Below are 25340 nucleotides of genomic sequence, written 5' to 3'. Positions count from 1 at the left end.
GAGAATGGGACAGGCGTGGGGTTTCGGCAAGCATGGCGGGCCCGAGGTGCAGGAGTTCTTCGATCGTCCCGATCCCGTCCCCGGGCGCGGCGAGGTGCTGATCCGGGTCGACGCCGCCGGCGTGAACCCCCTCGACCACCTGCTGCGCTCGGGTCTGGTCCCCGGGCTCGACGGCGGGCGTCCGTTTCCCCGAGTGCTGGGCATCGAGGCAGCGGGAACCGTTCTCGCTCGGGGCGGAGACGTCGAAGGGCTCGAGGTGGGTGACGCGGTTTTCGGCTTCGCACTCACCGGTGGCGGCACATACGCCGAGACGACGGTGCTGTCCGCGCTCAACACCGCGCACATTCCGGCGGGCCTGTCCGCGACCGTGGCGGCAACGCTTCCAGTGGCCGGGACGACCGCGGTGGACGCGCTCGACCAGCTCGGCCTCCTGGCCGGCGCCACGGTCCTGGTCAACGGGGTCGGGGGCGGGGTCGGCCTCGCCGTCGCCCGGCTGGCCATCGGGCGCAAGCTGCGTGTGATCGGCACCGGGAGTACCGCCAAGCGCGAGCACGCCGAGGCCATCGGAGTGCGGTTCATCGACTACACCGCCGAGGACGTCGTCGCCGCGGCACGCGAGCTGGTTCCGGACGGCTTCGACGGGATCGTCGACCTGGCCGGAGGTGCCTCGCTGCGGACGGTCGCCCCGCTGGCCCGAGAGCCCCGCAACGTCATCGCAGTGGGTGATATGTCCGTGCCCGATCTCGGTGGGCGTTTCGTCGAGCGTCGCCTTGACCGCGAGAACCTGGAACGGTCCGCCCAGTTGGCCCTCGACGGAGTCCTCGCACCCGTGATCACCGCGGTCCATCCGCTCTCCGACGCCCCTGCCGCCCTTGCCACCGTCGAGAGCGGTCACGCTGCGGGCAAGGTTGTCATCAACGTGGCATGAGAAGTGCCCGGCCGCCCGACGCCGTCAACCGGCCACAACAGACGGACGAGAGCTCGTGGTCAGCGCAGCAACGAGTAAGCACGTTCACCTTATACGGGGCTGAGCACGTCCAGGCGCACGCCGACACCCACCAGCTATTCGTGATCTTTCATATGGGAAGATCTCGGTATGTCTGGTGGGGATGGCTTGTTCGAGATAGATCCGGCGGTGGTGGCGGGACCGAAGGCCATGCCGGCGGCGCTGGTGAAGAAGACGTTCCGGGCCTTCGTCCCGGACCAACTGCTGGTGCTGCCGCCGTCGCTGGATGAGTGGCTGCCGGAGGGACATCTGGCACGGTTCGTCGCCGAGCTGGTCGACGAGGTGCTGGACCTGGGCCCGATTCTGGCGTCCTATACCGAGAGGCGTGGGCAGCCTCCCTACGACCCCAGGTTGATGGTGCGGCTGCTGATCTACGGCTACACCACCGGGGTGCGCTCCTCGCGGGCGATCGAGCGCAAGTGCACCGATGACGTGGCGTTCCGCTACCTGGCGGCAGGGCAGGGTCCGGGCTACCGGTCGATATCCCGGTTCCGTGCCCGGCACCTGGACGCCCTGGCGCAGATCTTCACCCAGTCGCTGCACCTGGCGCAGAAGCTGGGCATGGTGAAGATGGGCCGGGTCGCGCTTGACGGCACGAAGCTGGAGGCGAACACCTCCAGGCACAAGGCGATGAGCTACCCCCGCCTGGTGGACAGGGAACAGCGCATCGAGGCGGAGATCGCAGAACTGGAAGCCGCGGCGGCTGCGCTGCTGGCCGACGCCGCGGCGACCGACGCCGCCGAGGACGCGGAGTTCGGGGCCAACGGCAAGGATGCCGACCTGCCCGCCGAGCTGGATCGCAGGGAGAAGCGCCTGGCCCGGCTGCAGGCCGCCCGCGCGCAGATCGAGGCTGACGCCGCCGAGCGGGCCCGCAAGCATGCCGAAGACAAGGAAAGCCGACGTCAACAGCGGTCTGGCCACGACGATCCCGAGGCGGTCGAAGCCGTCGGGGATGCGGCTGCGGCCAAGGCCCGTCCCAAGGACAAGGCACAGGCCAACTTCACCGACCCCGCCTCGCGGATCATGAAGAACAGCGACGGCGCCTACATCCAGGCCTACAACGCCCAGGCCGTCGTGGACGACGCACACCAGATCATCACCGCCGCCGACGTGACCACCAACCCGCCGACGCGCTGAACTACACCGACATGCTCGACCAGTCGGCGGCGAACACGGGCATCCACCCACGTCAGGCTCTCGTCGACGCAGGCTACTGCTCCGAGGCGAACCTTGCCGCCGCAGCAGCGCGCAAGGACGAGCACGGCACCGACACGTTCATGGCTACCGGACGGCTGGCCCACGGCGAGCAGGTCCCCGCCGCTCCACGCGGACGCATACCAAAGGACGCCACGGCCCGCGAGCGCATGGCCCGCAAGCTGCGCGCCAAACCCGGACGCGCCGCCTACGCCCGCCGCAACGCGATCATGGAGCGCTGGATCGGCTCGGTCCGCCACGAACTCCTGAACCGCACCCTGATTTGGAACCACGAACATCTCCGCCAGATCCTGCACGACTACGAACTCCACCACAACAGCCACCGGCCGCACATGAGCCTGTCAGCAGCCGCCCCGCTCAAGCCGCTGCCGCCGAACGTCACCGACCTCGACACCTTACGTATCCGACGAACCCGCCGCGCGGGCGGCGTCATCAACGAATACCGACCAGCCGCCTGACCAGCACGGATGAGCTTTTCGGCAAGGACAGGTCGGAGTGGGCCGGCCGAGCACCCGTGATGTGGAGTCGGCGAACAAGGATTGCCGGATGCCGATCACAAGCGGATCAGCGCCAGCCCAACGCCGGTGCCACGTGCGCGAGGATGCTCTGGATCACATGGGCGTTGTAGTCGACGCCGAGCTGGTTGGGCACGGTCAGCAGCAGTGTGTCGGCCTCCGCGATCGCTTCGTCCTCGGCCAGCTGCTTCACCAGCTTCTCGGGCTCGGCGGCGTATGTGCGGCCGAAGATCGCCCGCTTGTCGGCTTCGATATAGCCGATCTGGTCGGTGCTCTCGCCGTCTCGGCCGAAGTAGGCGCGGTCCGTGTCGTTCGTCAGCGCGAAGATGCTGCGCGAGACGGATACGCGGGGCTCGCGCTCCCATCCGGCCTCGCTCCACGCCTCGCGGAAGGCCCGGATCTGCGCCGCCTGCTGCATGTGGAAGGGCACGCCGCCGCCCTCGTCGGTCTTCAGCGTCGAGCTCATCAGGTTCATGCCGAGTTGTGCCGCCCACACCGCGGTGTCGTTGGAGCTCGCTCCCCACCAGATCCGCTCTCGCAAGCCCTCGGAGTACGGCTCCAGCCGCAACAGCCCTGGCGGGTTCGCGAACATCGGCCGCGGGTTCGGCTGCCCGAACCCTTCGCCGTCCAGCACGTTCAACAGCACTTCTGTAAGCTTGCGTGCCATGTCGGCATCGTTTTCGCCGTCAACCGGCTGGTAGCCGAAGTACCGCCACCCGTCGATGACCTGTTCGGGTGACCCGCGGCTGATTCCGAGCTGCAGCCGGCCGCCCGAGATCAAGTCCGCCGCTCCGGCGTCCTCCGCCATGTACATCGGGTTCTCGTATCGCATGTCGATCACGGCGGTGCCGATCTCGATCCGCGAGGTACGGGTGCCGACCGCCGCCAGCAGCGGAAACGGCGACCCCAGCTGCCGGGCGAAGTGGTGCACCCGGAAGTAGGCACCGTCCGCGCCCGCCTCCTCGGCGGCCACCGCCAGGTCGATGGCCTGCAGCAACGCGTCCGACGCCGTCCTGGTCCGCGAGTGCGGCGTGTCGGACCAGTGCCCGAAGGAGAGGAAACCGATGTTCTTCATGGTCGGGACAACCTGGCGGGAGTTTGATTGATTCCTCAACCACTTGGCGATGGCGGGCGCCCCGCTCTGCGATGGGGCCCCGCACCGTCAGCGGCGGGCGATCGCTGCCGCCAGTTCGTCGACGCCGGGGTCGCGCAGCACGGCGTAGTGGTCGCCGGCCATCTCGACCACGTCAGCGGCCCGCCATCTGCTCGAATCGGTTCGCCGGCCGCTGTCCAGCCTGCCTGAGCGTGGAGGGGCGGACGGTCCCCGTCCATGGGAACCATCGCCTCCAGTGCCCGCAGCGTGGGAGCCGGAGCCCTGGATGGTTGCTGTGCAAGATGGAAGACAGCCGCTCCGACCGCCCGCTCAGCCAGCGCTGCTCCGCACCTCGAGTTCGTCCACAAAGTGATCGGCGCCGACCGGATCATCTGGTCTGTCGACTACCCGTACCTGGCGTTGGACGGGACGCGTGCATTCATCGAGAAGCTGCCCGTCAGCGACGAGGACAGGGAGAAGATGACGCACCTGAACGCATAGAAGCTGTTCCGCCCCTAGAAACGTTCTAACAGTCTTTCCCGTGTCAGCGGCGGACGATCGCTGGAGTCGAGGCGGTGTGGGAACTGCCACGGCCCCCGTTGCCAGTCACGCCAACGCCCCTCGCCGTCGACCGGGTTCCAACTCACTCGTCCCGACCCTGGCAATCACTACGCCGCCCTCCGTGCGCCGCTCATTCGTCACGCTGACGACCTCGCATACACGCCCGAAGCCGACCGCAATACGCGGGCGGTTGCAGAAACCGTGGCCAGATTCTCACTAGCGCATCCCGGCACAACAACGCTGAACGGCGCCGAAGCCCGCGGAGTTCTCCACCCAGGTACGCATGGCAAAAGGCGGCCTGATCGACCTCCTTCGTCGCGCATCGCTGCGCCGGCCGCGACGGCGAGCCTGCGGCCTTCGTCCTGGATCCCGCAGGCCGTCTGTCCCTCACCGCAGGCGAGGGCCAGGTAGCCGGCGTGCAGAATCTGCCGAAGCCATCGTCGAAGGGCGTCGGCATGCTTTCGAGGTCGGTGTCGCGAACTACTTATCGATCGTGAACCCGATACGGCAGGAAAGGGTCATCCTGGAGCTCACCGGCAAGGCCAGCGCGCCGATCGTGGTCTACGGCGAGGATGCAAGGGCGGAGTATTTCGGCCTGGTCATGCCCGTCGTCCGCAACAAGTGACACCTCACGACAGTTTCGCGGATCCCTGCTGTCGCAGGGCTCCGCCGTCGCGTATCTGGGCACCGGTTCTCAGCCTCCGCATAGGCTTTAGGAACTGTATTTCGGTGAGCCCTGTCCGTGCTGTGGCCCAGCCTTTGTTCAAGGCTTTTGGGGCGGATTACGGTCCTGCCCACTGGACCTTAAAAATATGGCTTAAAGCTCGGCCGTTCCGTGGCACCGAGGAGCGTAGTCAGGCTTTTTCGATGGCTGTGCTGGTTACCTCGTGGGTGATGGCGCCGACTACAGCCTAGTGCCGGAGTGCGGCAGTCGGGTGTAGGCCCTGCTCGGCGTCGGCGACCTTATCTTGGTACCGAGTCAGGAGAGGTCCGGTGAGAACCATCCGTCGCGGTGCAGGAGCCTCGGATCCGCGTCCACTACCTCGCCCTACTTGTCCATTGATCCATTGCGCAACCGCTGGTAGCGTCTGTCCTGAATGACAACGGGCTGTCTACCCATCAGGGGTTCGGCATGGCCGGGATGGTGGGCTCCGATTCATCGGAGTGGCCCTGGAGGGGATCGCGGTTCCGGTAAAGCGGTTGAGCGATTTGCACCGCACGTTTGTGCAGAACGCATCGCCATTCTCGATTTTGACGGCCCTTGGGATTCAATCCTCAGGCCCGGCTCATGGATGTCGCCGGACTTCGGTCCCATCGCCCTCGATCGGCAGCAGTGGGTTGCCGTTTAGGCGGCGTCGATGAAGCGCCGATTCGGCCTGGCGCAGGAGGTTCAGAAGCAGACGGTCCACGGTTTGAATGTGGGCACTGTCTACCTAGGCGGTGTGTCGCAGTACGTTGGCAAGGCTGCGGTCACTGTTCGGTGGAACACCGACGACTATTCGAACGTGACGGCAGGCTGATGACGGACGACGAAGTGCGGGTGCAGAGGTCGATCGTACGGCGTGTGGTGCGCAACCCCATGGTGATCATCCCGGTCGTCACCCTGGCTGTCATCCTGGTTGCTGTTGGCGGATTGGTTGGCCGATACGAGGGGCATGTCGACGCCGAGAAGGCTGACGCCAAAGCCCATGCCGTGCAGCTGGCGAATGATGTCGTTCGAGCAGCCGGACGCACCCCCGACAAGCCGGTGGCCGAAGCACTCCAGACCGGCGAGCGATGCAATGACGGCCTCGGGACCATTCATGGCTATCACTATGAGGTCTTTGTCGGCTTTAGCGCCGTGAACCTGACGGATGTCGATCGCATGAAGAGCACGCTCAAGGCTTATCTGCGAGGGCAAGCGTTCGACGATAGCGGCGCCGAAGGTATGACCAAATATTACGGTGGAGCGGATAAGTTAGAGAAGGTCAGCGTGTCGTACGACCCTGTCGGTGATGCAAGCAGAGTAGATATCGATATTGAGGCAGGGTGTGTTCCTTAGCCGTCGCCCGACAGGAGGTTGTCGGCAATGACCCCTGTTCTCGCCGTAGCGCCGATTTGCTGTTCGCCCAGCACGAGGATCTGACTACCGGACTCGCAACCCGTTCCAGGGGGACAAGGCGCTGAAAGCCGCCGTCATCGACTGCCGAAAGGGTTCGGCGGGGCGGTGACTGGATCCCGGCAACGGCGTCGAGTACTTGCTGCCGAGTGCGCCAGCCCCCGACGCCCGTGTCCCCGCAGGTTCTTGCCTCCGGCCACAATCCATACGATTGCAGTTGATTTCAGAGCGGATCGTCCAAGCGTCCACTTACAGACAGGTCCTGGTTCGGGCGCCGACCAGATAGCGGACCGGCCCTGCGCCTGCCGAATTCCTCGTCCGTGCAGGTCAACTGCATATGCAGGCTTGGTATGGAGGTTGTCGGCCCGGCACCGAATCTCGTGCTGTGGTCTCGGCAGAGTCTCGGGCATGATGGCCGGTTGTGCTGCTTCGTCTGACCTATCTCGCCGTGACCAACGCCTTCGCCGCGTTGCGGCTGCTGCCGATGAGCGACCGGGACAAGGACGCGCAGATCTTGGCCCTGCGCCATCAGCTCGCGGTCCTGCAGCGGCAACTCGGCCCAGCACGGGCCAGGTTTGCCCCCGCAGACCGGGCCTTCCTCGCAGCGCTCCTGCAACCTCTATCTCGTGCCTCGTTGCGTCGGCTGCACTTGATCGTCAGCCCGGACACGGTCCTGCGATGGCACCGCGATCTGATGCGCCAGCGCCACGCGATAACGTGTCGGCCCAAGCGAACCGGGCGCCCGCGTACGGTCGCCTCGATCCGGCGGCTGGTGCTGCGCCTGGTCCGGGAGAACCCGAGTTGGGGTTATCGCCGAGTGCACGGCGAGCTGGCCACGCTGGGCATCAAGGTCGCGGCCTCGACCGTCTGGGAGATCCTCAAGGACGAGGGCATCAACCCAGCACCCGAGCGCACGGCCACGACATGGGCCGACTTCCTGCGCAGCCAGGCCGACGCACTGCTGGCATGCGACTTCATCGAGACCGTGACGCTGACCGGGCAGCGGCAGTACGTCCTTGCCGTCATCGAGCACGCCACCCGGCGGGTCCGCGTGCTGGGCACTACGGCCCATCCCACTGCTGCCTGGGTCGCGCAAGCGGCACGGAACTTGGTCATGGACTTGGAAGATGCCGGAGCCGCAGTCAAGTATCTGATCCGGGACCGGGACGCGAAGTTCCCACCGCTGTTCGACGAGATCCTCGCACAGGCCGGGATCCAGGTCGTGCTCAGCGGCATCCGCATGCCGCGGATGAACTCGGTCATGGAGCGGTGGGTGCAGACCTGCCGCCGCGAGCTGCTGGACCGCACCTTGATCTGGAACCAGCCTCACCTGCAGCACGCCCTGCACGAGTACGAAACGCATTACAACAGCCACCGCGCTCACCAAGCGATGCGGCAGGCCGCACCACTACGTGCAGTGCCCACCCCGATCGCCGATCCACAGCACATCACCGACCTCGACATCCGCCGACACGACCGACTCGGCGGCAGCATCCACGAGTACCGACATGCCGCCTGACCTGCATGGACGACATTGTCGGCAGGCGCAGTGTCAATGTTCGGGATTTGGGCGGGCTGGGGCAGGTCAGACCGGGTGCCGTCGTGCGCATGGAGGCCCCCACGCGCTTGAGCGAGGCCGGGTGGGCGGCGGCGTGGGCGTATGGGGTCCGCACCGTCGTCGATCTGCGCCATGCCGATGAGTGCTGCCCGGACGCCGCGCTGAGGCCAGCAGGGATCACCACCGTACGGGTGCCGTTGGATCCGGTCGGCACCCCGTTCTATGAGCGCTGGTCGAAGATCGACAACTTGGCTTCACCGTTGTACTTCCCGGCGCTGCTGGCCGAGCATCCGGAGCCTGTGACAGCCGCAGCACGGGCGATCGCCGACGCCGCGCCCGGCTGCGTGGTGTTCCACTGCGCGGGCGGTAAGGACCGGACCGGGCTGCTCGCGCTGGTACTGCTCATACTGGCCGGAGCGACGGCAGAGGAAATCATCGCCGACTACCTGCTCACTTACGACCGGATGAAACAGCGGTATGACGAGCTCGGCGCCCGCGACCAGCTTGTCGCGGTGACGGAGATCCTAGCGAACCATCACACCACCATCGAAGCATCGCTCACCTCGACGATCGCGTCTTTGGCGATGCCCGACTTCCTGTTGGAGAACGGCTTGTCTGAAGCCGAAATCGCCGCCCTGCATGCTCGAATGACCAGCTGAACGCAACCAGGCATCAAAATCAGGACCTTGATGGATGCGAGGCGCCCGTGGCGCTCGGTGATCATTCGAGTTGCGAAGCTTGAAGGATCACAAGGAGGGCCACGGGCTTGTCCAACGATACGACCCGACTGTTCGGCCTGGGCGGGGTGGAGGTGGTCGGCGTCGACGTCGCCGAGGACGACATCCCGATACTGGCCCTGGTCACCGCTGATGAGCAGGCTCGATGCTGCCCTGCGTGCGGTGTGCGTTCGGAACATCCGCACTCGTGGGTGGTAACCCGGCCCAGGGATCTGCCAGTAGCCGGGCAGCGTACCGACCTGCGGTGGAGCAAACGGCGCTGGCGGTGTCAGAACCCCTCCTGCCGACGCAGGACGTTCACCGAAGCCCTACCGACGATCCCGCCGCGGTCCCGGCTGACGACCAGGCTGCGAATCGCGATCGGGGAGTCGGTCGCGAACGGCGGCCGCACTGTGGTGCAGGCCGCACGGGACCACGAGGTGTCCTGGCCGGTCGCGAACGCGGCGTTCACGCAGGTGGCCATGGATGTGCTTCCGGAAACGACGCCGCCCGTGGAGCATCTGGGGATCGACGAGACTCGCCGCGGCAAGGCGCGGTTCCGGCTCGTCGAAGGGCCCGATGGCGGTGACGTGTGGGAAGTAGCCACCGACCGGTGGCACATCGGCATGGTTGATCTAACCGGCGGCGCCGGGCTGCTCGGGCAGGTCGAGGGACGCAATGCGACTTCGGTCAACCAGTGGTTCGCCCGGTAATCCGCCGCTTGGCGGGCCGGGGTCCGCGTCGTGGCGATCGACATGTGCACCGTGTTCAAAGCTGCAGTCCGCGACAGTCTGCCGCACGCGACGCTGGTTGTGGATCTGTTCCACGTCGCGCAACTGGCCAACGCCGCGGTCACCGAGGTCCGTCGTCGTGTCACGCTCCAGACCCGGGGCCGGCGCGGACGCAAGGGCAATCGCGAATGGGAACTGCGAAACAGGCTTACGCGCGCGGCCTCCGAGATGCACGCCGAACATCTCGACCCCATGGTCGCGGATCTGGAAGACCTCCCGAAGCAAATCGGAGCGCCGATCCTTGTGGCCTGGAACGTCAAGGAGGACCTGCGCGACCTGCTGGACCTGCATGGCACTAACCCCACCCGCGAGCAGATCGGCAGGCTGCTGACCCGGTTCTACGAGAACGCCGCCGCATCCGGACTGCCAGAGATGGTGCGCCTGGCAACCACGGTCTCCACCTGGTGGCCGCAGATCCTCGCCGGGATCGCCACCGGCATCACCAACGCCGCCTCCGAGGGCATAAACCGCGCGATCAAGACCGACGCCCGTTGCGCCTACGGCTACCGCAACCCCGCCAACCAGCGGCTCAGAGCCCGCTGTGCCACCACCCGCCGCGCCCGCGGCCACCTCACGGCTCAGACCAGCGGCCGTCACGCCCAGCCCAGAGCCCCACGATGACCAAGCACGCTCAACTTCGAAGAGCCACAATGCCTCGCTGAGGTCATCGCAGAGATCACCGAAGACCCCAGTGGGCCCTTCGCAGGCGGAAACCAACGTCCGCAGGTCGGCTATCGCGCTCTCGCGCTGCTCCTGCGTGGCGCCTTTCTCCCGCCGGTTGAGCAGTTCACGAGCCCGGTCACCCAGCAGATCACCGGCCTGTGCGTGCAGCGTGAACGGCGAACCCATCGTCCACTGGCGCCATAGCTCGGCATCGAAGTCGGTGATGTGCCCCGGGTTTGGTCGAGTCGAGTTGCTGGTTTCTAGGCTACTGACTGGATCGTCGATGTCAGTAGTTCGTACTCGATGGGGCTGAGCATGCCGAGTGCGGAGTGTCTTCGCTGGCGGTTGTGGAAGATCTCCAGGTATTCGAAGATCACGTTGGCGAGCTCCAGGCGGGTTCGCCAACGCTGTCGGTTCAGCAGTTCAGTCTGCGTCCGCCCCCAGAACGACTCCATCAGCGCGTTGTCGTAGCAGTCACCGACCGAGCCCATGGATGGCACCAGGCCCGAGTCGCGCGCACGTTTGGTGAAGGCCCAGGATGTGAACTGGCCGGACTCAACCAGTGGACGCAACACCGGCTTGTTGGATCGATAGTAGGTGATCGTTCAGGGCCTCGGCGGGTGTCTTCCAGCCGGGGATTTTGCGGGGTCGGCTGTTGAGGGTGGCGGCTACCGCTGCGATCTCCTCGGCGCTCCAGCGGGACAGATCCGTGCCCTTCGGGAAGTACTGGCGCAGTAGGCCGTTCGTGTTCTCATTCGTGCCGCGCTGCCAGGGACTGTGCGGGTCGGCGAAGTACACCGGGATGCCGGTCTCGATCGTGAACTGGGCGTGGGCCGACAGCTCCTTGCCGCAGTCCCAGGTCAGCGACCGCAGCAGCTGCTCGGGCAGAGTGCCGATGGTGGCAGTGAGCGCGTGCTTCATTGTCACGGCGCCGTAGTCGGCCAGCGGCGGTCCGTTCTTGGTGCGCGGGACGGTCCCGAAGCCGTCCTGGCGGGGCAGGTGGACCAGCATCGTGTACCTGGTGGTGCGCTCGACCAGGGTGCCGATCGCCGAGCGTTCAAGCCCGATCAGCAGGTCGCCTTCCCAGTGCCCTGGCACGGCACGGTTTTCGGCCTCGGCCGGCCGTTCGCTGATCATCACCTCGGGTGTGACGTGCGCCCACGCCTTGCGCTTGGACCGGGCCCGCGGCACCCGCAGCGCCCGGCCGGTGCGCAGACACGCGACCAGCTCGCGCTTGAGCGCACCCCGGCCCTGCACAGATCCCTCCCAGGGTGCTGTATCAACAACTGTCCAGCATCCCAACTGTCCCAAACCCAGGGCACATCAACCGTTTTGTGAATCCAGCACTTCTGCCCGCGAGTGTCGGGAGAAGCCTCGCGGAGCGCCTTCCAGAACACCATTGCTCCGTCACCGACCGCGAGCAGCGGGGCTCGCATCCCGCGTCGTTCGCGGTCACGCAGCAGGTTCGCCCACGACCCACCGGACTCCCGGTAGCCCTCATCAAGGGCTACCAGCTGTGTGCTGCCGTCGGCGCGGACACCGAACATGATCAGCACGCACGCGTTGGCCCCATCCAGACGCACCTTCAGGTGCACCCCTCAGCCCAGACGTAGACGGAGTCCAGCCCGGACAGGCCACCGCCGCTGAATCGGCTGGTGGTCCTCGGACCACTGCGCGGTCAGGCGGCTGGGCGTGGACGGCGACAGCCCGGCCGTCGAGCCCAAGAACTGCTCCAGCACCGGCACGAAGTCCCCGGTGGACAGTCCGTGCAGATACAGCAGCGGCAGCATCTCAGAGATCTTCGGTGTCTTGCGCACCCACGGTGACAGGATCGCCGAGGAGAACCGCTTGCGTGCCCCGATCTCGTTCTTCGCGCTAGATCAAAACCGGTCGAAGAACCTCGCGAATCCGTGCACGCACTTGAGGATATTCCTCTAAGTATCGAGAAGCCTGGACGACGGCTCCTCCTCCCGCAAGCTCCCGAACGTCGTAAAACGCACCAGACTCTCGAATTCCATTAACTCCGCCGAGCCGCGATACCAGACTTTTGGGGATCACCGTTATCCACGACTCGCCACGAAGTTTGACGTGTCCGTTCGGGATCGTCTCAAACGGGAACCATCTAAGCTCTCGCTCTTGCATCGTTCGCAGATCCTCAGAATCGTCTGTCGAATGACCAAAGATCGGACTCAGAGCATTTGCGGCATCGAAGCAAAAGTCAATCCAGAGCTGCGATTCGTTCTCGTAATTGAATTCCTCAACCGTCGTTGCGACAACCAAGTGGACCCAATCAGGCTCTTCTGGAATCGCCTGCGCCTTGACCTCGAAATAGGGTGACGAAACTGTAGTCGGACTACTGATCGCGTATGCCGCAAGCGAGGCGTGCATATAGTCATCATCAAGCCCTGTCATGAATTTCTTCCACTGCGCGGTCGAGTATCTTGTGATCCCGTCACCTCTTCCTCCACGTCTCGGCTTCCAGGTGATCAGCGCGAGGCTCCCACCGACAAACATCTCCGGTAGCGGTTGATCTGTCGATGGAATCGGCGACTGCGAGTCCAGTCTGGCAATCATTTCGGGGCGGAGCTTGCTCAGGGCACCGTCCAACCAGTATCGCGCTACTTCCCCCTTCGATTCGGGCGTGAGAGGTCCAATTGACAACTCAAGTACAAATTTCTTCACCGACCGGTCTCCAGATTCAGAGTGACATCTGCGCGTATCGTTGGGGAGGTTGAATCGAGGTGTTTTATGGGACCGATAACCCGGCCCATAAAACACCTCGAATATCTAGTTCAAGAAGACAGCCTTCCAGATGCCTAGGGCATCCCGAAGACAGGACCCCCTACGAATATAGGTGGTTCGACGGGCTCAGGAGCCGGAACCTGCTGGCCGGGCAAGACCGGGTTCACGATCCCACCACCCGCCCAAATGTAGCCCGGCGGGCAAGCGGCGGCCAGAGCAGAATCAGCGTAGGGCCCTACCGCACCCAAGCCCTTCCCCCCGCCCATTGCTATCGGCGACGTACAGCCGGCGGGAACCGTTTGCGGTTGCTGCTGCCGGTCAGGCTCGCCAGCTCTTTTCTCATCATCCGTCTTGAACCGCTCATGATAGGCGATGACCCCCTGCGCGATGGGAGAAGACCACATATCGACCATCATTGCGGGGTTGAAGAGGTCTGGAGCTGTCTCAGGCCTCAGGTTATCGCCGGCTTCCACCATCCGCGGATCGCCATCATTGCGAAGCTTCAGCTGCAACTTCTGCACATAACGGGCGATCTGCGCCGGCGCGACGCGAAGCTCGTCGTTAGCCGTACCAATAACCCCGGGGATCTTAGAGTTCGAATGTTTGACTTCCCATATTTGAACCTTTTCCGGCTCCCAGTTTATGATGTCCGCGATACCATTCCCGCGATCCTTCTCGAGCCCCGATTTTGGATCATCCTTCGCGGCATTCGGAATAGTGTTATCGCACGCCTGCGTGGTGACGCGATTCCCGGAGAGCAAAACGTTCAATGGGTCGTCGACATTACTGGGAGAATCGGACGATGAGTCGATCCAGTTCGACATGTTCCGCTCGTTGATCTGCCACGCCATCGTCATTACGGTCGTCGCGTGGCCGGTGCAGTACACCTTCCAGAAGTTGGCGTCATCCATGCCGTCGCAATCATTCGCACTCTCTGCCAGATCTTGCAACGTCCCGAACAGCTCCTCCGCGATGTCTTGTGCGCTTATGCCAGTATCGTTTTCTGGAGTCGGCGAGAGTCCTGACGGATCGTCGATATATGTCGATGCATCGGCTGCGTAGATGTACTGCGCCACATAGGGATCATTGACGCGGATATCGATGGGGTCGCGACCGCCAAAACGGCCGGTTGCGGGGTCGTAGTCCCGTGCACGCAGGTCTTGGTCGCCGCTGATTGCCGAATCGTTGAGTTGCCCTGTGTATCCGAAGGGGTTGCTCGCCAGATCAGCTTGGTTGGAAGTGCTGGACGGGCTTTCGATTCCGAACGCGGTGTATGCGTACTGGGCTTGCAGGGTGCCGTTCTGGTCGATGAGGTCTGTGACGGAGCCCTGGTCGTCGTGGGCCAGGAAGAGGTTTCCGGTTGCTGTTTTGATGGACTGCGGGGTGCCGGTGGGGTCGTAGTGGTAGTCGCCGAGGTCGCCAGCGGGTCCGGTTTGGTAGGCGAGCTGGGGCAGCGGGCTGTTGGGATCCCAGATCAGGTTCTGGGTGTTGCTGCCGGTGGTGATGGCGGTGCGGTTGCCTTGGGCGTCGAGGGTGAAGGCGGCTGTGGTGCTGCCTGTGGTCACGCCGGTGAGGTGGTTGTTGGCGTCGTAGGTGTAGGCGCTGGTGCCGTCACCGGTGAGGTTGCCGTCGGTGTCGTAGCTGTAGGTGGTGGTTGTACCGCCGGTGGTGCTGGTGGTGAGTTCGTCGAGGTTGTTGTAGTTGTAGTTGGTGACAGTGCCGCCTGTGGTTTGGGTGAGCCGGTTTCCGACGTTGTCGTAGGTCCAGGCGGTGTTTTGCGAGCCTGCGGGGCAGTCCAACGACGCGGTTGCCGCTGTGCAGGATTCGCTTTGGAGACGACCGTCCAGGTCGTAGGTGTAGCCCTTGGACGTTGTGGCCTGGCCGGTGCGGGTGGCGGTGATGCCGGTAGGCCGGTTGTCGGCGTCGCGAGTGACGGCCCAAGAGGACACGGTACCGCCGGCGTTGGCGGTCCCGATGGATGCGAGGTTGCCAGCGGCGTCGTAGGTCCGGGTCTCGGCGGCGATCGGCGCGCCTGCGCTGTTCGGGGCGACGTAGCCGGTGTAGTGGCCGGCCGGGTCGTACGAGTACGTCGATGTGGTGCCGTCGGCGGCTTGGGTGGCCATCTGTTCGTCGGGGTTGTAGGTGTAGGCCGCGGTTTCGCCGTCCGGGTATTGGCGTGAGGTGATGTTTCCGTCGGCGTCGTAGTTGTAGGCGAACGGGTTCGCGGCGCCCGGGATGCTGGCAGTTCGCAGGTGGCCGTCCTGGTCGTAGGTTTCGGTCCTGGTGCCTGTGGCATCGGTGATGCCGACCTGCTGGTGGTCGCTGTCGTAAGTGAAGGTGACCGCGGGGGTTGTGTCGGAGTAGGTGATCCCGGTAGCCAGTTCTCGGGCGTCGGTGGTCACGGTGCTGGTGGTACCACGGGCGTCAGTGGTGGTGGCCAGGTTGCCGTCGGCATCGTAGACGTAGGTGGTGCCGTGGCCCGATGGATCGGTGACTTGCCGAAGCTTGCGCGCGCTGTCGAATCCGTAGGTGGTGGTGTGGGTGTTCGCATCGACGCGCGTGGTGAGGTTGCCTACCTGGTCGTAGGTGTAGCTGGTGGCGTGCTGAAGCGGATCGGTGACCGTCTCTACAGCACCGTTGGGCCAGTAGGCGTAGGTGGTCGTTGATTTCTTCAACGCATCTGTCGCCGCGATGACGCGGTTGTCGGCGTCGTATGTGGTTGCCGTGGTGTTCTTCAGCGGGTCGGTGATGGCGCTCTGGTTTCCGGCCGCGTCATAGCTGTAGGTGGTCTGATACACAGTCGGATCGGACACACCAGCCGCGTATCCACGCGGATCGATCGTCGAGGAGACACGACCGTCCTTGTCGAAAGCCCAGGTGGTCTTATCGCCCTGCGGGGTGGTTTGCGAGACCTTGTGTCCGGCCAAGTCGAAGACCGAGGCCGTTGTGTATTTCGGGTCCGGTGTGGCAGTGGTGTTGCCGCGCGGGGTGGTGACAGAGGTCTGGTTGCCCGCGGTGTCGTACCCGTATTTGGTTTGGCCCTGCAGCGCGTCCTTGGTCCAGTCCAGCTGGCCCAGGGAGTTGTAATCGGTCGTGGTTTGGTTGCCCAGCGGATCGGTGACGGTGCGAGCGTGGTTGTCGGCGTCGAAAGCCGTGGTGGTCGGCTTCGGAGACGGAACCTGAGCCGTCTCCGGGTCGGTGACCGTGATCTGGTTGCCGTCGGGATCGAAGCCGTAGGTGGTGGTGTAGTTCGGGTCCCCCGCCTGGGCCAAACCCTTGAAACCGCGCGGCGTGGTCATCGACGTTTTCTGATGCGCCTGGTCGTAGCCGAAGGTGGTTGTGTTGCCTGCAGCATCCGCCACTGCGACCACGTTCCCGGCCGCGTCATAGGTAGTTACCGCAGCAACAGGATTGGGAACCGACGCCGTCTTCGGAGCCAGCACCGAGACTTGACGGTTGTCGGCGTCGTACCCGTAGACCGTGGTGTAGTCGGCCGGTGTATTCCCAGACAGTTGTCCGCGTGGGTCGACCTTCGATGTCTTGTTGCCGGCGCCATCGAACCCGTACTGGGTCACCGCGCCAGTCCCGTCGGTGGTCTGGATCAGATGCCCGGCCGGATCGTAAACGTTCGTGGTCGTGTACTGCGCCGCCAACGCGTTGTTGTTGGCAGTGCCTCGCGGATCGATCGTCTGCACCTGGCGGTTGTCGGCGTCATACACCCACTGGGTTTGCTCCCCCATCGGCAGCGTCTGACTGATCTTGTTGCCGTCGGCGTCGTAGGAGAAGTGAGTCGCGTACGTCATGTCAGGCGTCGAGGTCAGGTTGCCCCGCGGCTCGACCATGTAGTCCACCCGGTTGTCGAGGTCATAGTGCGTCGTCGTCACCGCGTTGGTGGTGCCGTCACCGGTCGGTGTGTCGACCTCGATCGTGTTGCCGTTCGCGTCGTATTTGGTGACTTTCTGATGTCCCGGCACAGCGGCCCCGGCACTACTTGAGACCGTACCCACCGGATCTGTGACACGCCACGGCCGGTTGTCCGCGTCGTACTCGGTGCGGGTGGCATTGCCCAACGGGTCGGTGACCAGGATCTGGTTGCCGTTCCCGTCATAGCTGTACGTCGTCGTGTAGTTCGCCGGCGGCGAGTAGTTCGGGTCCGTGGTTGGGAGGTTCCCGCGCGCAGCTACCGTAGATGCCAGGCGATTTGCGGAGTCATAGGTGTAGGACGTCTCATGGTCGTTGCCATCTATGGTGTCCTTCACCTGACCGTTGTCGTAGTAGTCGGTATGCGTCTTCGCCCCGGAGGGGTCGACAGTATCGGTCAACCGGTTGCTCGCGTCGTAGGTGTAGAGCGTGCGCTGGTTAAGGCCATCCTCCGACCAGTCACGATTACCATCAGCGTCGTAATGATTCGTCGTGACGTTGCCGTCGGGGTCGGTCGTGGTCAGAACCCGCCCAGCCGCATCGTAGGTGTAGCTGGTAGTGAACTTGGCCGGATTAGCACCCGCAACATTCCCGCGCGGATCAGTGGTCGTCTCCACCTGCCCGGTCGGGTAGTACGTGTAGCTGGTCTTGTTACCCAAGCCATCGGTCGAACTCAGCAGGTTTCCCGAAGAGTCGTACGTGTTGGTTGTGGTGTACAGCGCCTGCGTCACCGCGGTCGCACCCGCGACGTTACCCAGCGGCAACGTCTTGGTCAGCACTTGCCCGGCAGCGTTGTATGTGTAGCTGGTCTTGCTACCCAGCGGGTCGATCTCATTGGTCAACAGGTGCGTCGCAGGATCATGATCGTCAATGGTGGTATTACCCCGGAAGGGGGCGGTGTGCGAGTGCACAAGCCCGGGCGCATCGTAGGTCCACGATTCGATCGCACCAGACACCGGATCCGTCTCGGTCTCGACGTCGCCATCGGGGAAGTAAGTGTAGTTGACGGTGGTGCCGTTCCCGTCTCGCAACCCAGAAATATCAAGGTTCTGGTCGACGGTCCGCGCCGAGCCGTTGAAATACGGATTGTAGTGGCCCATGAGCACGCCAGCCGAATACACATCCGTCCAGATGCCGTTGGCTGGATCCGTGACGTCGGACTCTCCCGAACCGGCCGGGGCGTTGGGCGTCGGCGTCCAGGCGAATTTCCAAGTCTGATTCGAGGCGTCGATCTGCTGGGTTATTCGGCCGGTCGTTTGGTCATACGTGTTTTGCTCGATGACTTGCTGCTTCGGATCAGTGACCTTTGCCAGCCGGCCGCCGGCATCGTAGCTGTATTGGGTCAGGCCGCCGGTGACGTCCTTCACCCCGGTCAGCTGCCGGTTGGTATACGAATACGACACGGATCGGCCATCTGCCAGCGTCACCTGCTCGAGCAAACCGGCGGCCGGGTCCCCAGCCGGGTACACCGTGAGAGCGGCCGCACGGCCCGCGGCATCGGTGACTGACGACAACACCCCAGTGGTGTATCCCAAAATCAGACCCTTGCCAGAGACATCCACCATGGAAGTGAGGCGGCCCGACGCGTCAAAGGTGCGCACCGAATTGTCCAGCGCCGTCACCGTGAAACCGCCGCCGGCCACAGCAGCCAGCGTGTACCGCACCGGCACAGGCCCCGTGTAGGACCCGTCGGGGTTCTTGGTGAACATCACCTGCGCACCATCGCCGTCAATCAGTGTCACCGCCCCCGAGGTCGCGTTGACCGACACCGACGCTTCAAACGGCAGCCGCCAGCCTTGACCTAGCAAGCCGGTCGTGTTTGTTGCGTCCGACCGATACGACCGCGCCAGGGAGAACGGCATCCCCGGACCAGGCACCGATGCATCAGTGGCCTGCTCGGTAACGACACCGGTCGCGGTATTCACCGGATCACCAGCGTACTGCTGGTCCTCGCAGGTGCACTGACCCATCAGCGACGCAGGCAGCCCAGGAGTGTAAACGGCTGCAATGGGCGCGCCCGCGGCCTCGGTACTCTGGCTGCCATCAAAACGGTACTTATAAACTTTGAGATAATACTGCACCCCGACCTTAAGAACTGCTGTGTTTGGATCCGTGCCCGGATCGCCGTACCACACCAGGCAAGACACCGCAGTACCGGGCAGGCTATTCGCGCCTGAGACGCAACCCCAGGTGAAGCTGCCGCTGCCTGAAGGTGTTCTTAGCGCGGTATCACTAAACACGGTAACGCCATCTGAGGCTCGCACCACCTCCACGTGGTAGCCGAGCGTTCCGTCGAGGACATCAGCGCTCGTAGTGAACCCTGCGAACCATGACGTGTAACCCGGAGCGTATTCGAAAGGAGCCGCAATAGGCGTCGGGGTTTGCACAGGAACCGGAGGAATACGATAGCCTGCCGGGCTAGACGCTGTGGTCACGGCCGGACCGATATATTCACAGCCGGAACCATTCGCCACTGCCACCGTCGCATAGAAACTGACACCGAGCTGGACCGCACTCGATGCGCCACCTTGCCCATCAGAGTAGATGGTGACGTCCGCAGACGTACTTGAGGGCTGTGGATAAGCGCACTCACCGAAAATGTAGGTCCCGGTAGGGCTGTACAGGCTGATAAGTATTCCTGTCACCGACGGATCAGTCCAAGTGACCGTCACACCCCACGACGGGGTTTCACCCGAAAGCCCCGACCCCGGTGTCGTGTTTTTGGGATCAACAGCAACCGTCCCCAGAGCCGGCCCGGTTGCAGCAGTGGCCTTAGTCTTCTGATCTATACCATTTAGCGGAATAACACGGCCCGACGCACCGCCTCCCCGGTAGCGGACACCAGACGTAGGGACCTTCGGCTCTCGCGCGGCGACAGCAGGAGCCGCGTACACGGGGACAGGAGGCGTCACAGACTTCGATGAAACCAACGGCTTGAGGTTCGCCCGCTCGCCGGCGACCAGGCTTCCGCCTGGACCCATAGCAGTCTGATCCGCGGCCACCTGCGCCCGGCGCTCTTTAAGCGTCACTGGCTTCGGCGGTGGATCAACCCGCCGCGGCGAGGATGGAAGCCAAGCGATCGGTCGAGGACCACCGCCGTGATGTCCGGCTGCGACTGAAGCACCAACGTCGGCAGACGCCGCTCCGCCAACTGTGACAGCACTCGCCGCGACGGCGAGGCTTGTCAACGCGGCGATAGTCAGGCGCTTGACTTTCTGTCGTAGCATGTTGCCACTGCTCTTTCTTGCCGTACTACCAATGGGCCGTTGCCGTGCGGTGGTGCGGAGAGAGCACACGGGTGGTCCCGCTGTCCAGAGCGGAGCCACCCGGCATGCGAAGCATCTAAGAACTCTGCGACGCTCGAGATTGCAAACGCATCGTCGCGATCACTCGCCACCGTGTCAACCAATCCTCAACGCTCTACGCGAATGAGATCGCCACGCTGCGTAGCCGCTTCGCGTTAGAACCGTGCGATTTCCGACACACCCTTACGGCAGGAGGGTCCGTCGTGCAGCGGTTTAGAGAATCGAACGTTCAGTGCGCACGTCACACGTAAAGACTCAGTAAAATAGTCTTCGGCCCCTGATAACCGCGGGACGGCGAGCCACGTCCGCCCCACAGGCGAGGAATGCTTCTCAGGTCCCCCGACCGGACCCGAGCCCTTGCTTGGACCGCCATAGGCAGGGACGTCCCGCCAACCAAATCCTAATCCGCAGGTTTGATCCACCCCGGGTCTGATGGAGGCCCCGATACCTGGAATGATCTTCCGGGTTGAAGGGATCCACAGAACGATGGCTGCACCACGGAAGTACCCGGACGAGCTGCGTGAGCGCGCGGTGCGTCTGGTCCAGGAATCCGGCTGCCCGATCGCGCACGTCGCCGACGATCTGGGCGTGCACCGCGAGGCGCTGCGCGGATGGGTCCGCCAGGCCGAGGCTGATCGCGGGCAACGGCCCGACCTGCTGTCCACGGCCGAGCGCGAGGAGCTCAAGCGGCTGCGGGCCGAGGTCGGGGAGCTGCGGCGGGCCAACGAGATCCTGAAGGCTGCCAGCGCGCTCTTCGCCAGGGAACTCGACCGTCCCGGACGAAGTCGTGACCATGATCGAGACTCATGGTGACCGCTTCGGGGTCGAGCCCATATGCCGGGTGCTGGAGGTATCGCCCAGCACGTACTACTGTCGCCCGCAAGACCCGCAAGCCGTCGGCACGAAGCCTGCGCGACACCGAGCTGCTGGTCGAAATCCGCCGGGTCCATGAGCAGAACTACGGCGTCTACAGGGCCCGCACGGTCTGGAAGCAGCTGCACCGCGAGGGTATCCAAGTCGCCCGTTGCACGGTGGAGCGGCTGATGCGCGACGCCGGCCTGACCGGGCTGATCCGCGGAGGCAAGCGACGGACCACAATAATCGAGCCGACCGCTCCCCGACCACCGGACCTGGTCGACCGCAACTTCGTCGCGACCAGGCCGAACGCTTGGTGGGTGTCCGACATCACCTACGTCCGCTCTTAATCCGCGGGTCTCGAGTCCAAGTCTCCCCCGGATTCTCCCCGCCCGACCTGGGCGTTTCGCACTAATCGCACTACTCTCCCGATGGCCGGTGGGTCCCGGGTGGGGCCGGGGTGCGCCAGCGCACCACCCGAGACCACTTGTCTCAAATCGTGAGATTTCAGTCCGATTGCGGCAGTCAGAAGGCTGTCATACCTCGGCCATCGCTGACTCCGGGCCGTCATCGTGAGGTTTGACCGGGTGAGGCTGCTGGGCATTTATGGGGATTTGGTTTCCACGTGCTCTCCGGCCGCGGCTCGATGCGCCGCGGTGGGCACGGTGGTCGGGCTTGTCGGCGCGGCGGATCCGTCGGGTGCCAGGAACCAGACGCCCGGCTTTGAGGACGAGTGAGGCGGTGTCCTCGGCGGCCTTACGGGCCACCTCCGGCAGCACGCTGACATAGGTGTCAGCGGTAGTAACGATCGAGGAGTGCCCGAGTTGGTCCTGCACCACTTTCAGATCCGCCCCGGCCTGTAGCGCCAGTGACGCCGCGCCGTGGCGGAGATCGTGAAGCCGCACCGGCGGCAGCCCGGAGTCATCGAGCAGCTTCAAGAAGACCCGGGTCAGCCGGTCCGGTGTCAGCGGCGTGCTGGCGGTTGTCGTGAACACGAACCCCGACGGTGCAACACCCAGCTGCTCATGTTCTCTCTGCTGCTGCACCCGGTGTCTGCGCAGCACCGCCACGGTGGTGCGGTCCAGCGCCACCACCCGTCGCGACGTTGGCGTCTTGGTGGGGCACTGCACTACTCGGCCGCCGATGTTCTGTACCTGGTGCGTGACGAACATGGTCGCCGAGTCCAGATCCAGGTCGCACCAGCGCAGCCCCGCGGCCTCGCCGCGCCGCAGCCCGCGCAAGGCGATCAGGTGGAGCACCGCGTACAGCCGGTGGTCTCGAATCCCGGCCTGTTCTATGCCAGAACTCGGCTCGCCTTCCTTGACCTGCGGTTTCACGATCCCAGCCGGATGCATGCATGATCTTGAACTGTGCTGTTCCGCCTGCTGTACTTCGCCCTGGTCCGCGTCTTGGGCTGGCTCGCTCTACTCACCCGCGGCGACAAAGCCAAGACCGCGGAAATACTGGTGCTGCGGCACGAGATCGCGGTGCTGCGCCGGGCGAACCCGAGACCGCCGAAGCTCACCTGGCCGGATCGGGCGATCCTGTCCGCACTGACCCGGCTCCTGCCCCGTGAGCTGCGCCGACATCGGCTGGTCACCCCGGCGACGCTGCTGGCCTGGCACCGGCGGCTGGTGTCGACGAAGTGGACCTACCCGAACCGGCCCGGACGCCCGGCCGTCACCGAGGAGATCCGGGCACTGGTCCTGCGCCTGGCCGCCGAAAATCGCCGATGGGGCTATAAACGGATTCAAGGCGAACTTCTCGGCCTCGGACACAGGGGCGGGATCGGCAGCATCCGCCGGATCCTCGCAACCACGCGGCGCCGGACGCCTCCGCGACCGCACGCCGATCCGTCGTGGAAGACGTTCCTGGCCACCCAAGCCGAGGGCCTGCTGGCCACCGACTTCTTCCACATCGACACCATCAACCTGCGCAGGCTCTACGTCTTGTTCGTGATGGAAGTCCGGACCCGCCACGTACACATCCTTGGTATCACCGCGAACCCCGACGGCGCCTGGACCACCCAGGCCGCCCGAAATCTCTTGGCGGACCTGGGCGATCGCGTCAGTGAGTTCACGTACCTGCTTCGCGATCGGGGCGGCCAGTTCACCGACGCCTTCGATGGCGTGTTCGCCTCCGAGGACGTGGAGGTGAAACGGAGTCCGCCCCGGCTTCCTGCGGCCAACGGGTACGCCGAGCGCTTCGTGTGCAGCGTCCGCGAGGAGTGCACCGACCGGATGCTGATCTACAACGAACGGCACGCAGTCACGGTCCTGGCCGAATACGCCGAGCATTTCAACACCCACCGGCCCCACCAAGGTCGCGGCAACGTGCCGCCCGACCACGACGAGGCTGTCGTGATCCCTCTGGATGCTGCGATCCGCCGCCGCGAGAGACTCGGAGGCCTCATTAATGAGTATCAGAGAGCTGCTTGACCGGCCGAATGAATCGCCAGGTCAACAGCTATAGCGGAGTTTTGGCATAGTACACGGCCCACAGCCGTGTAACTTCCTAAGCAGTTACGGGGCGTCACACATGCCAACCTCTATCATGAGCAAACCCGCGCAGATCATCGGCTACGACCCCACCATTCTCCCAGGCACCGCGAAGGAGGCTACCCCAAAGTTCCGCCTCACTGGGATTCACAATTGCAATGACCTCGATATCTCTCTGCTGGAAATCAATCTCCCGCGACAATCGCGCCCCCCTGATGCCCGGTGGATTTGGACCGTCACAGAACGCATCAAGACTCGTCCATGCGTTGAACGAGTTAAACATGACGAGCCGCGCCTCGCTAGGAATATCATCGACGCTGGAAATCGACCACGTTGAGAGCGCTACGGACGCACCTTGGAAATACTCCACCCGCCCAACATCGTCAACGTGATAGCCGTAGAGAAACCGCTTCAACTCCTCCGGAACGGATAAATCTGAATCCAGCCGCGACATCACTGTCTCAAGGTAGCGATCCAGCTCAAGGGCTACTGGAAACTGACCCAATAGCCCGACTCGCGACAACCGAGCTCCACACAGGGCACTGTAAGCCCTGAACTTCCACGGTTCATCAATGAGCTCCAGGCGCGGAATTGTACCCATCCCATCCCTCTCTAATGCCCGCCGGCCAACGACACTTATCTACCATCTTGGCACATCATACTCGGTCCCTGGGGCCACCATTAGGCGATAGTTAGTATAGCCTCGAGAGGAGAGCCTGGCGCCAACATCGCTATCAACGAGGTCAAAGTCCTCAATACTAGATTTACAAGGCTCACACATATTAGTCGAAGAGCCAACTTCTTCGGGCACATATCCCCTTTCGCGCATTTCCTCGGCGAGGGTATCTTCGGCGTGACCTTCGCCGTTAATGTACTCCTCGCCTTCTCCAAGCGGGTCGATCCCGCCAAGATCTGGATTCCATTCTGCCGGAAGGTCCGGTAGTTCCGTGGCGACCCATATTTCCGTATCACCTCCGACAGCAGGGCTGACCCTGGCTACAGCCACTGTCGTCTTCTTCTCGCCCTTTGAGTTCGGAGCTCGTGTCTTATTTAGGTCGTCGGCCCTATCCATGGTCGAGCCCGGACCGCAGTTGTGGACCAGGACGGGTATAGCGCCCGCTTCGACATAGTAGGTGTGGAGTCCGTCGACGGTGAGGTTGTAGGTACGGACGGACTGGGTGAAGTTGTTCACAGCCAGCAGGACTGCGGTGCCGCCCGGGGTTTGCAGCACGTCGCCGGGCTTGAGATCGCCAGCAGGGACCCAGGCCTTGGCGGTGAGGTCGTAGAAGATGTGGTGCGATGTGCCGGTGAGTTTCCCGACCGACTTGCCTGACTTGATCGTCAGGGTAGTGAAGTCCCGGTCTGTGTCGGTGACGTGAAGCGTCGTGACGGTGTGAGTCTGAGTGCCGTAGCCATCGGGCACTGCGGAGACGACCTTGTCCCGCACCTTCACCTGACTGATTGGCTCCGAGGAACCGTCGGCAAGAAGGACAGGCGTGTCACCTACAAAGCTGTTCGGTTCTTCGCAGTCGAGCTTCCCAGTCGGGTCGCTCTTCTCGCTTTTACCCTTCTGTTCGTCGTTGCCAGATTCCCCGCTGTGCTGTCCTTCTTCAGAGCTTCCACTGCTTCCTGTCTTGGGGAACTTCTTGTTGCTGCGCCACGGTTCGGTTGCGGAGGTTCCGTCGTCGTCGTTGCTTACCGGCTGGACGTTGTCATCGTTTTCGTCGCTGTTCTCGTCGCTGTTGCCGCTCTTACCTTGTTCGCTGGAGGAGTCTCCGCCTTCGCCGGAACCTCCGTCCCCAC

The 25340-nt window shown here is 63.9% G+C and carries 16 protein-coding genes and 5 pseudogenes; 12 read left to right on the top strand and 9 right to left on the bottom strand.

The features are described 5' to 3' along the window. The first annotated feature begins 4 nt into the window (after positions 1 to 4). From IZR01_RS15085 to IZR01_RS52335, 3 genes and pseudogenes are all read left to right on the top strand, one after another. Complete coding sequence (locus tag IZR01_RS15085) at positions 5 to 928, top strand: NADP-dependent oxidoreductase (protein ID WP_194924216.1); 924 nt, start codon at positions 5 to 7, stop codon at positions 926 to 928. A gap of 243 nt (positions 929 to 1171) precedes the next feature. Then, positions 1172 to 2454 (top strand): annotated as a pseudogene (locus IZR01_RS15080) (IS1182 family transposase); the annotation flags it as partial. After that, entirely contained in the window at positions 2431 to 2679 is a 249-nt protein-coding gene (locus IZR01_RS52335) for an integrase core domain-containing protein (protein WP_267254817.1), read from the top strand. The pseudogene IZR01_RS15080 and the gene IZR01_RS52335, both read left to right, overlap by 24 nt. A 106-nt stretch (positions 2680 to 2785) precedes the next feature. Here IZR01_RS52335 and IZR01_RS15070 read toward each other — a convergent pair whose 3' ends face one another. Then, entirely contained in the window at positions 2786 to 3811 is a 1026-nt protein-coding gene (locus IZR01_RS15070) for an LLM class flavin-dependent oxidoreductase (RefSeq protein WP_194924215.1), read from the bottom strand. Positions 3812 to 4066: 255 nt separating this feature from the next. Here IZR01_RS15070 and IZR01_RS15065 point away from each other — a divergent pair, with 255 nt between their 5' ends. From IZR01_RS15065 to IZR01_RS54770, 6 genes and pseudogenes are all read left to right on the top strand, one after another. Then, positions 4067 to 4330, top strand: coding sequence for an amidohydrolase family protein (locus IZR01_RS15065; protein WP_194924214.1), 264 nt, complete (start codon positions 4067 to 4069; stop codon positions 4328 to 4330). A 553-nt stretch (positions 4331 to 4883) separates the two neighbouring features. Next, entirely contained in the window at positions 4884 to 5015 is a 132-nt protein-coding gene (locus tag IZR01_RS52330; RefSeq protein ID WP_267254815.1) for a hypothetical protein, read from the top strand. 894 nt (positions 5016 to 5909) lie between these two features. Next, entirely contained in the window at positions 5910 to 6431 is a 522-nt protein-coding gene (locus tag IZR01_RS15060) for a hypothetical protein (RefSeq protein WP_194924213.1), read from the top strand. 478 nt (positions 6432 to 6909) lie between these two features. Next, a complete protein-coding gene (locus IZR01_RS15055; RefSeq protein ID WP_194891433.1) occupies positions 6910 to 8007 on the top strand; it encodes an integrase core domain-containing protein in 1098 nt (365 codons plus the stop codon). A gap of 5 nt (positions 8008 to 8012) precedes the next feature. Next, positions 8013 to 8705: a tyrosine-protein phosphatase gene (locus IZR01_RS15050; RefSeq protein ID WP_194924212.1), complete on the top strand. Its 693-nt coding sequence runs from the start codon at positions 8013 to 8015 to the stop codon at positions 8703 to 8705. Positions 8706 to 8812: 107 nt separating this feature from the next. Further along, positions 8813 to 10174, top strand: a pseudogene (locus IZR01_RS54770) (ISL3 family transposase). A 302-nt stretch (positions 10175 to 10476) separates the two neighbouring features. Here IZR01_RS54770 and IZR01_RS15040 read toward each other — a convergent pair. The 5 genes and pseudogenes from IZR01_RS15040 to IZR01_RS15020 form a co-directional block, all read right to left on the bottom strand. Next, a pseudogene (locus tag IZR01_RS15040) lies at positions 10477 to 10764 on the bottom strand (transposase); the annotation flags it as partial. Between the two features lie 7 nt (positions 10765 to 10771). Beyond that, positions 10772 to 11473 (bottom strand): annotated as a pseudogene (locus tag IZR01_RS15035) (IS30 family transposase); the annotation flags it as partial. An 86-nt stretch (positions 11474 to 11559) separates the two neighbouring features. Then, positions 11560 to 12078 (bottom strand): annotated as a pseudogene (locus IZR01_RS50515) (transposase); the annotation flags it as partial. A 13-nt stretch (positions 12079 to 12091) separates the two neighbouring features. Next, entirely contained in the window at positions 12092 to 12898 is an 807-nt protein-coding gene (locus IZR01_RS15025) for a hypothetical protein (protein WP_194891434.1), read from the bottom strand. 134 nt (positions 12899 to 13032) lie between these two features. Further along, positions 13033 to 18960, bottom strand: a complete 5928-nt coding sequence (locus IZR01_RS15020; protein ID WP_194924209.1) for a DUF6531 domain-containing protein — start codon at positions 18958 to 18960, stop codon at positions 13033 to 13035. A gap of 1710 nt (positions 18961 to 20670) precedes the next feature. Here IZR01_RS15020 and IZR01_RS15015 point away from each other — a divergent pair. Both IZR01_RS15015 and IZR01_RS15010 read left to right on the top strand, forming a co-directional pair. Then, positions 20671 to 20997, top strand: a complete 327-nt coding sequence (locus IZR01_RS15015; RefSeq protein ID WP_194891437.1) for a transposase — start codon at positions 20671 to 20673, stop codon at positions 20995 to 20997. Then, a complete protein-coding gene (locus IZR01_RS15010) occupies positions 20991 to 21389 on the top strand; it encodes an IS3 family transposase (RefSeq protein WP_194924208.1) in 399 nt (132 codons plus the stop codon). The genes IZR01_RS15015 and IZR01_RS15010 overlap by 7 nt, the downstream gene beginning before the upstream one ends. 186 nt (positions 21390 to 21575) lie before the next feature. Here the strand turns inward: IZR01_RS15010 and IZR01_RS15005 are convergent, their stop codons facing one another. Then, positions 21576 to 22376 (bottom strand): site-specific integrase, encoded by an 801-nt coding sequence (locus tag IZR01_RS15005; RefSeq protein ID WP_323746067.1) that lies wholly within the window; start codon positions 22374 to 22376, stop codon positions 21576 to 21578. Positions 22377 to 22409: 33 nt separating this feature from the next. On the opposite strand from IZR01_RS15005, the gene IZR01_RS15000 reads away from it, so the two are divergent. After that, complete coding sequence (locus IZR01_RS15000) at positions 22410 to 23477, top strand: integrase core domain-containing protein (RefSeq protein WP_194924207.1); 1068 nt, start codon at positions 22410 to 22412, stop codon at positions 23475 to 23477. A 94-nt stretch (positions 23478 to 23571) separates the two neighbouring features. Here the strand turns inward: IZR01_RS15000 and IZR01_RS14995 are convergent, their stop codons facing one another. Continuing rightward, the gene (locus IZR01_RS14995) at positions 23572 to 24138 is read right to left on the bottom strand and encodes a hypothetical protein (protein ID WP_194924206.1); all 567 of its coding nucleotides are present in this window, start codon (positions 24136 to 24138) and stop codon (positions 23572 to 23574) included. A 39-nt stretch (positions 24139 to 24177) separates the two neighbouring features. Beyond that, positions 24178 to 25340, bottom strand: a 1163-nt coding sequence (locus IZR01_RS14990) for a Hint domain-containing protein (protein ID WP_228559508.1), incomplete at its 5' end; no start/stop codon positions are given.

Origin of the sequence: Catenulispora pinisilvae (genome assembly GCF_015356865.1) — a bacterium.
Lineage (GTDB): Bacteria > Actinomycetota > Actinomycetes > Streptomycetales > Catenulisporaceae > Catenulispora > Catenulispora pinisilvae.
The sequence above is the reverse complement of the archived record's forward strand: the minus strand, read 5'-3'. Positions and strand labels throughout refer to the sequence as shown.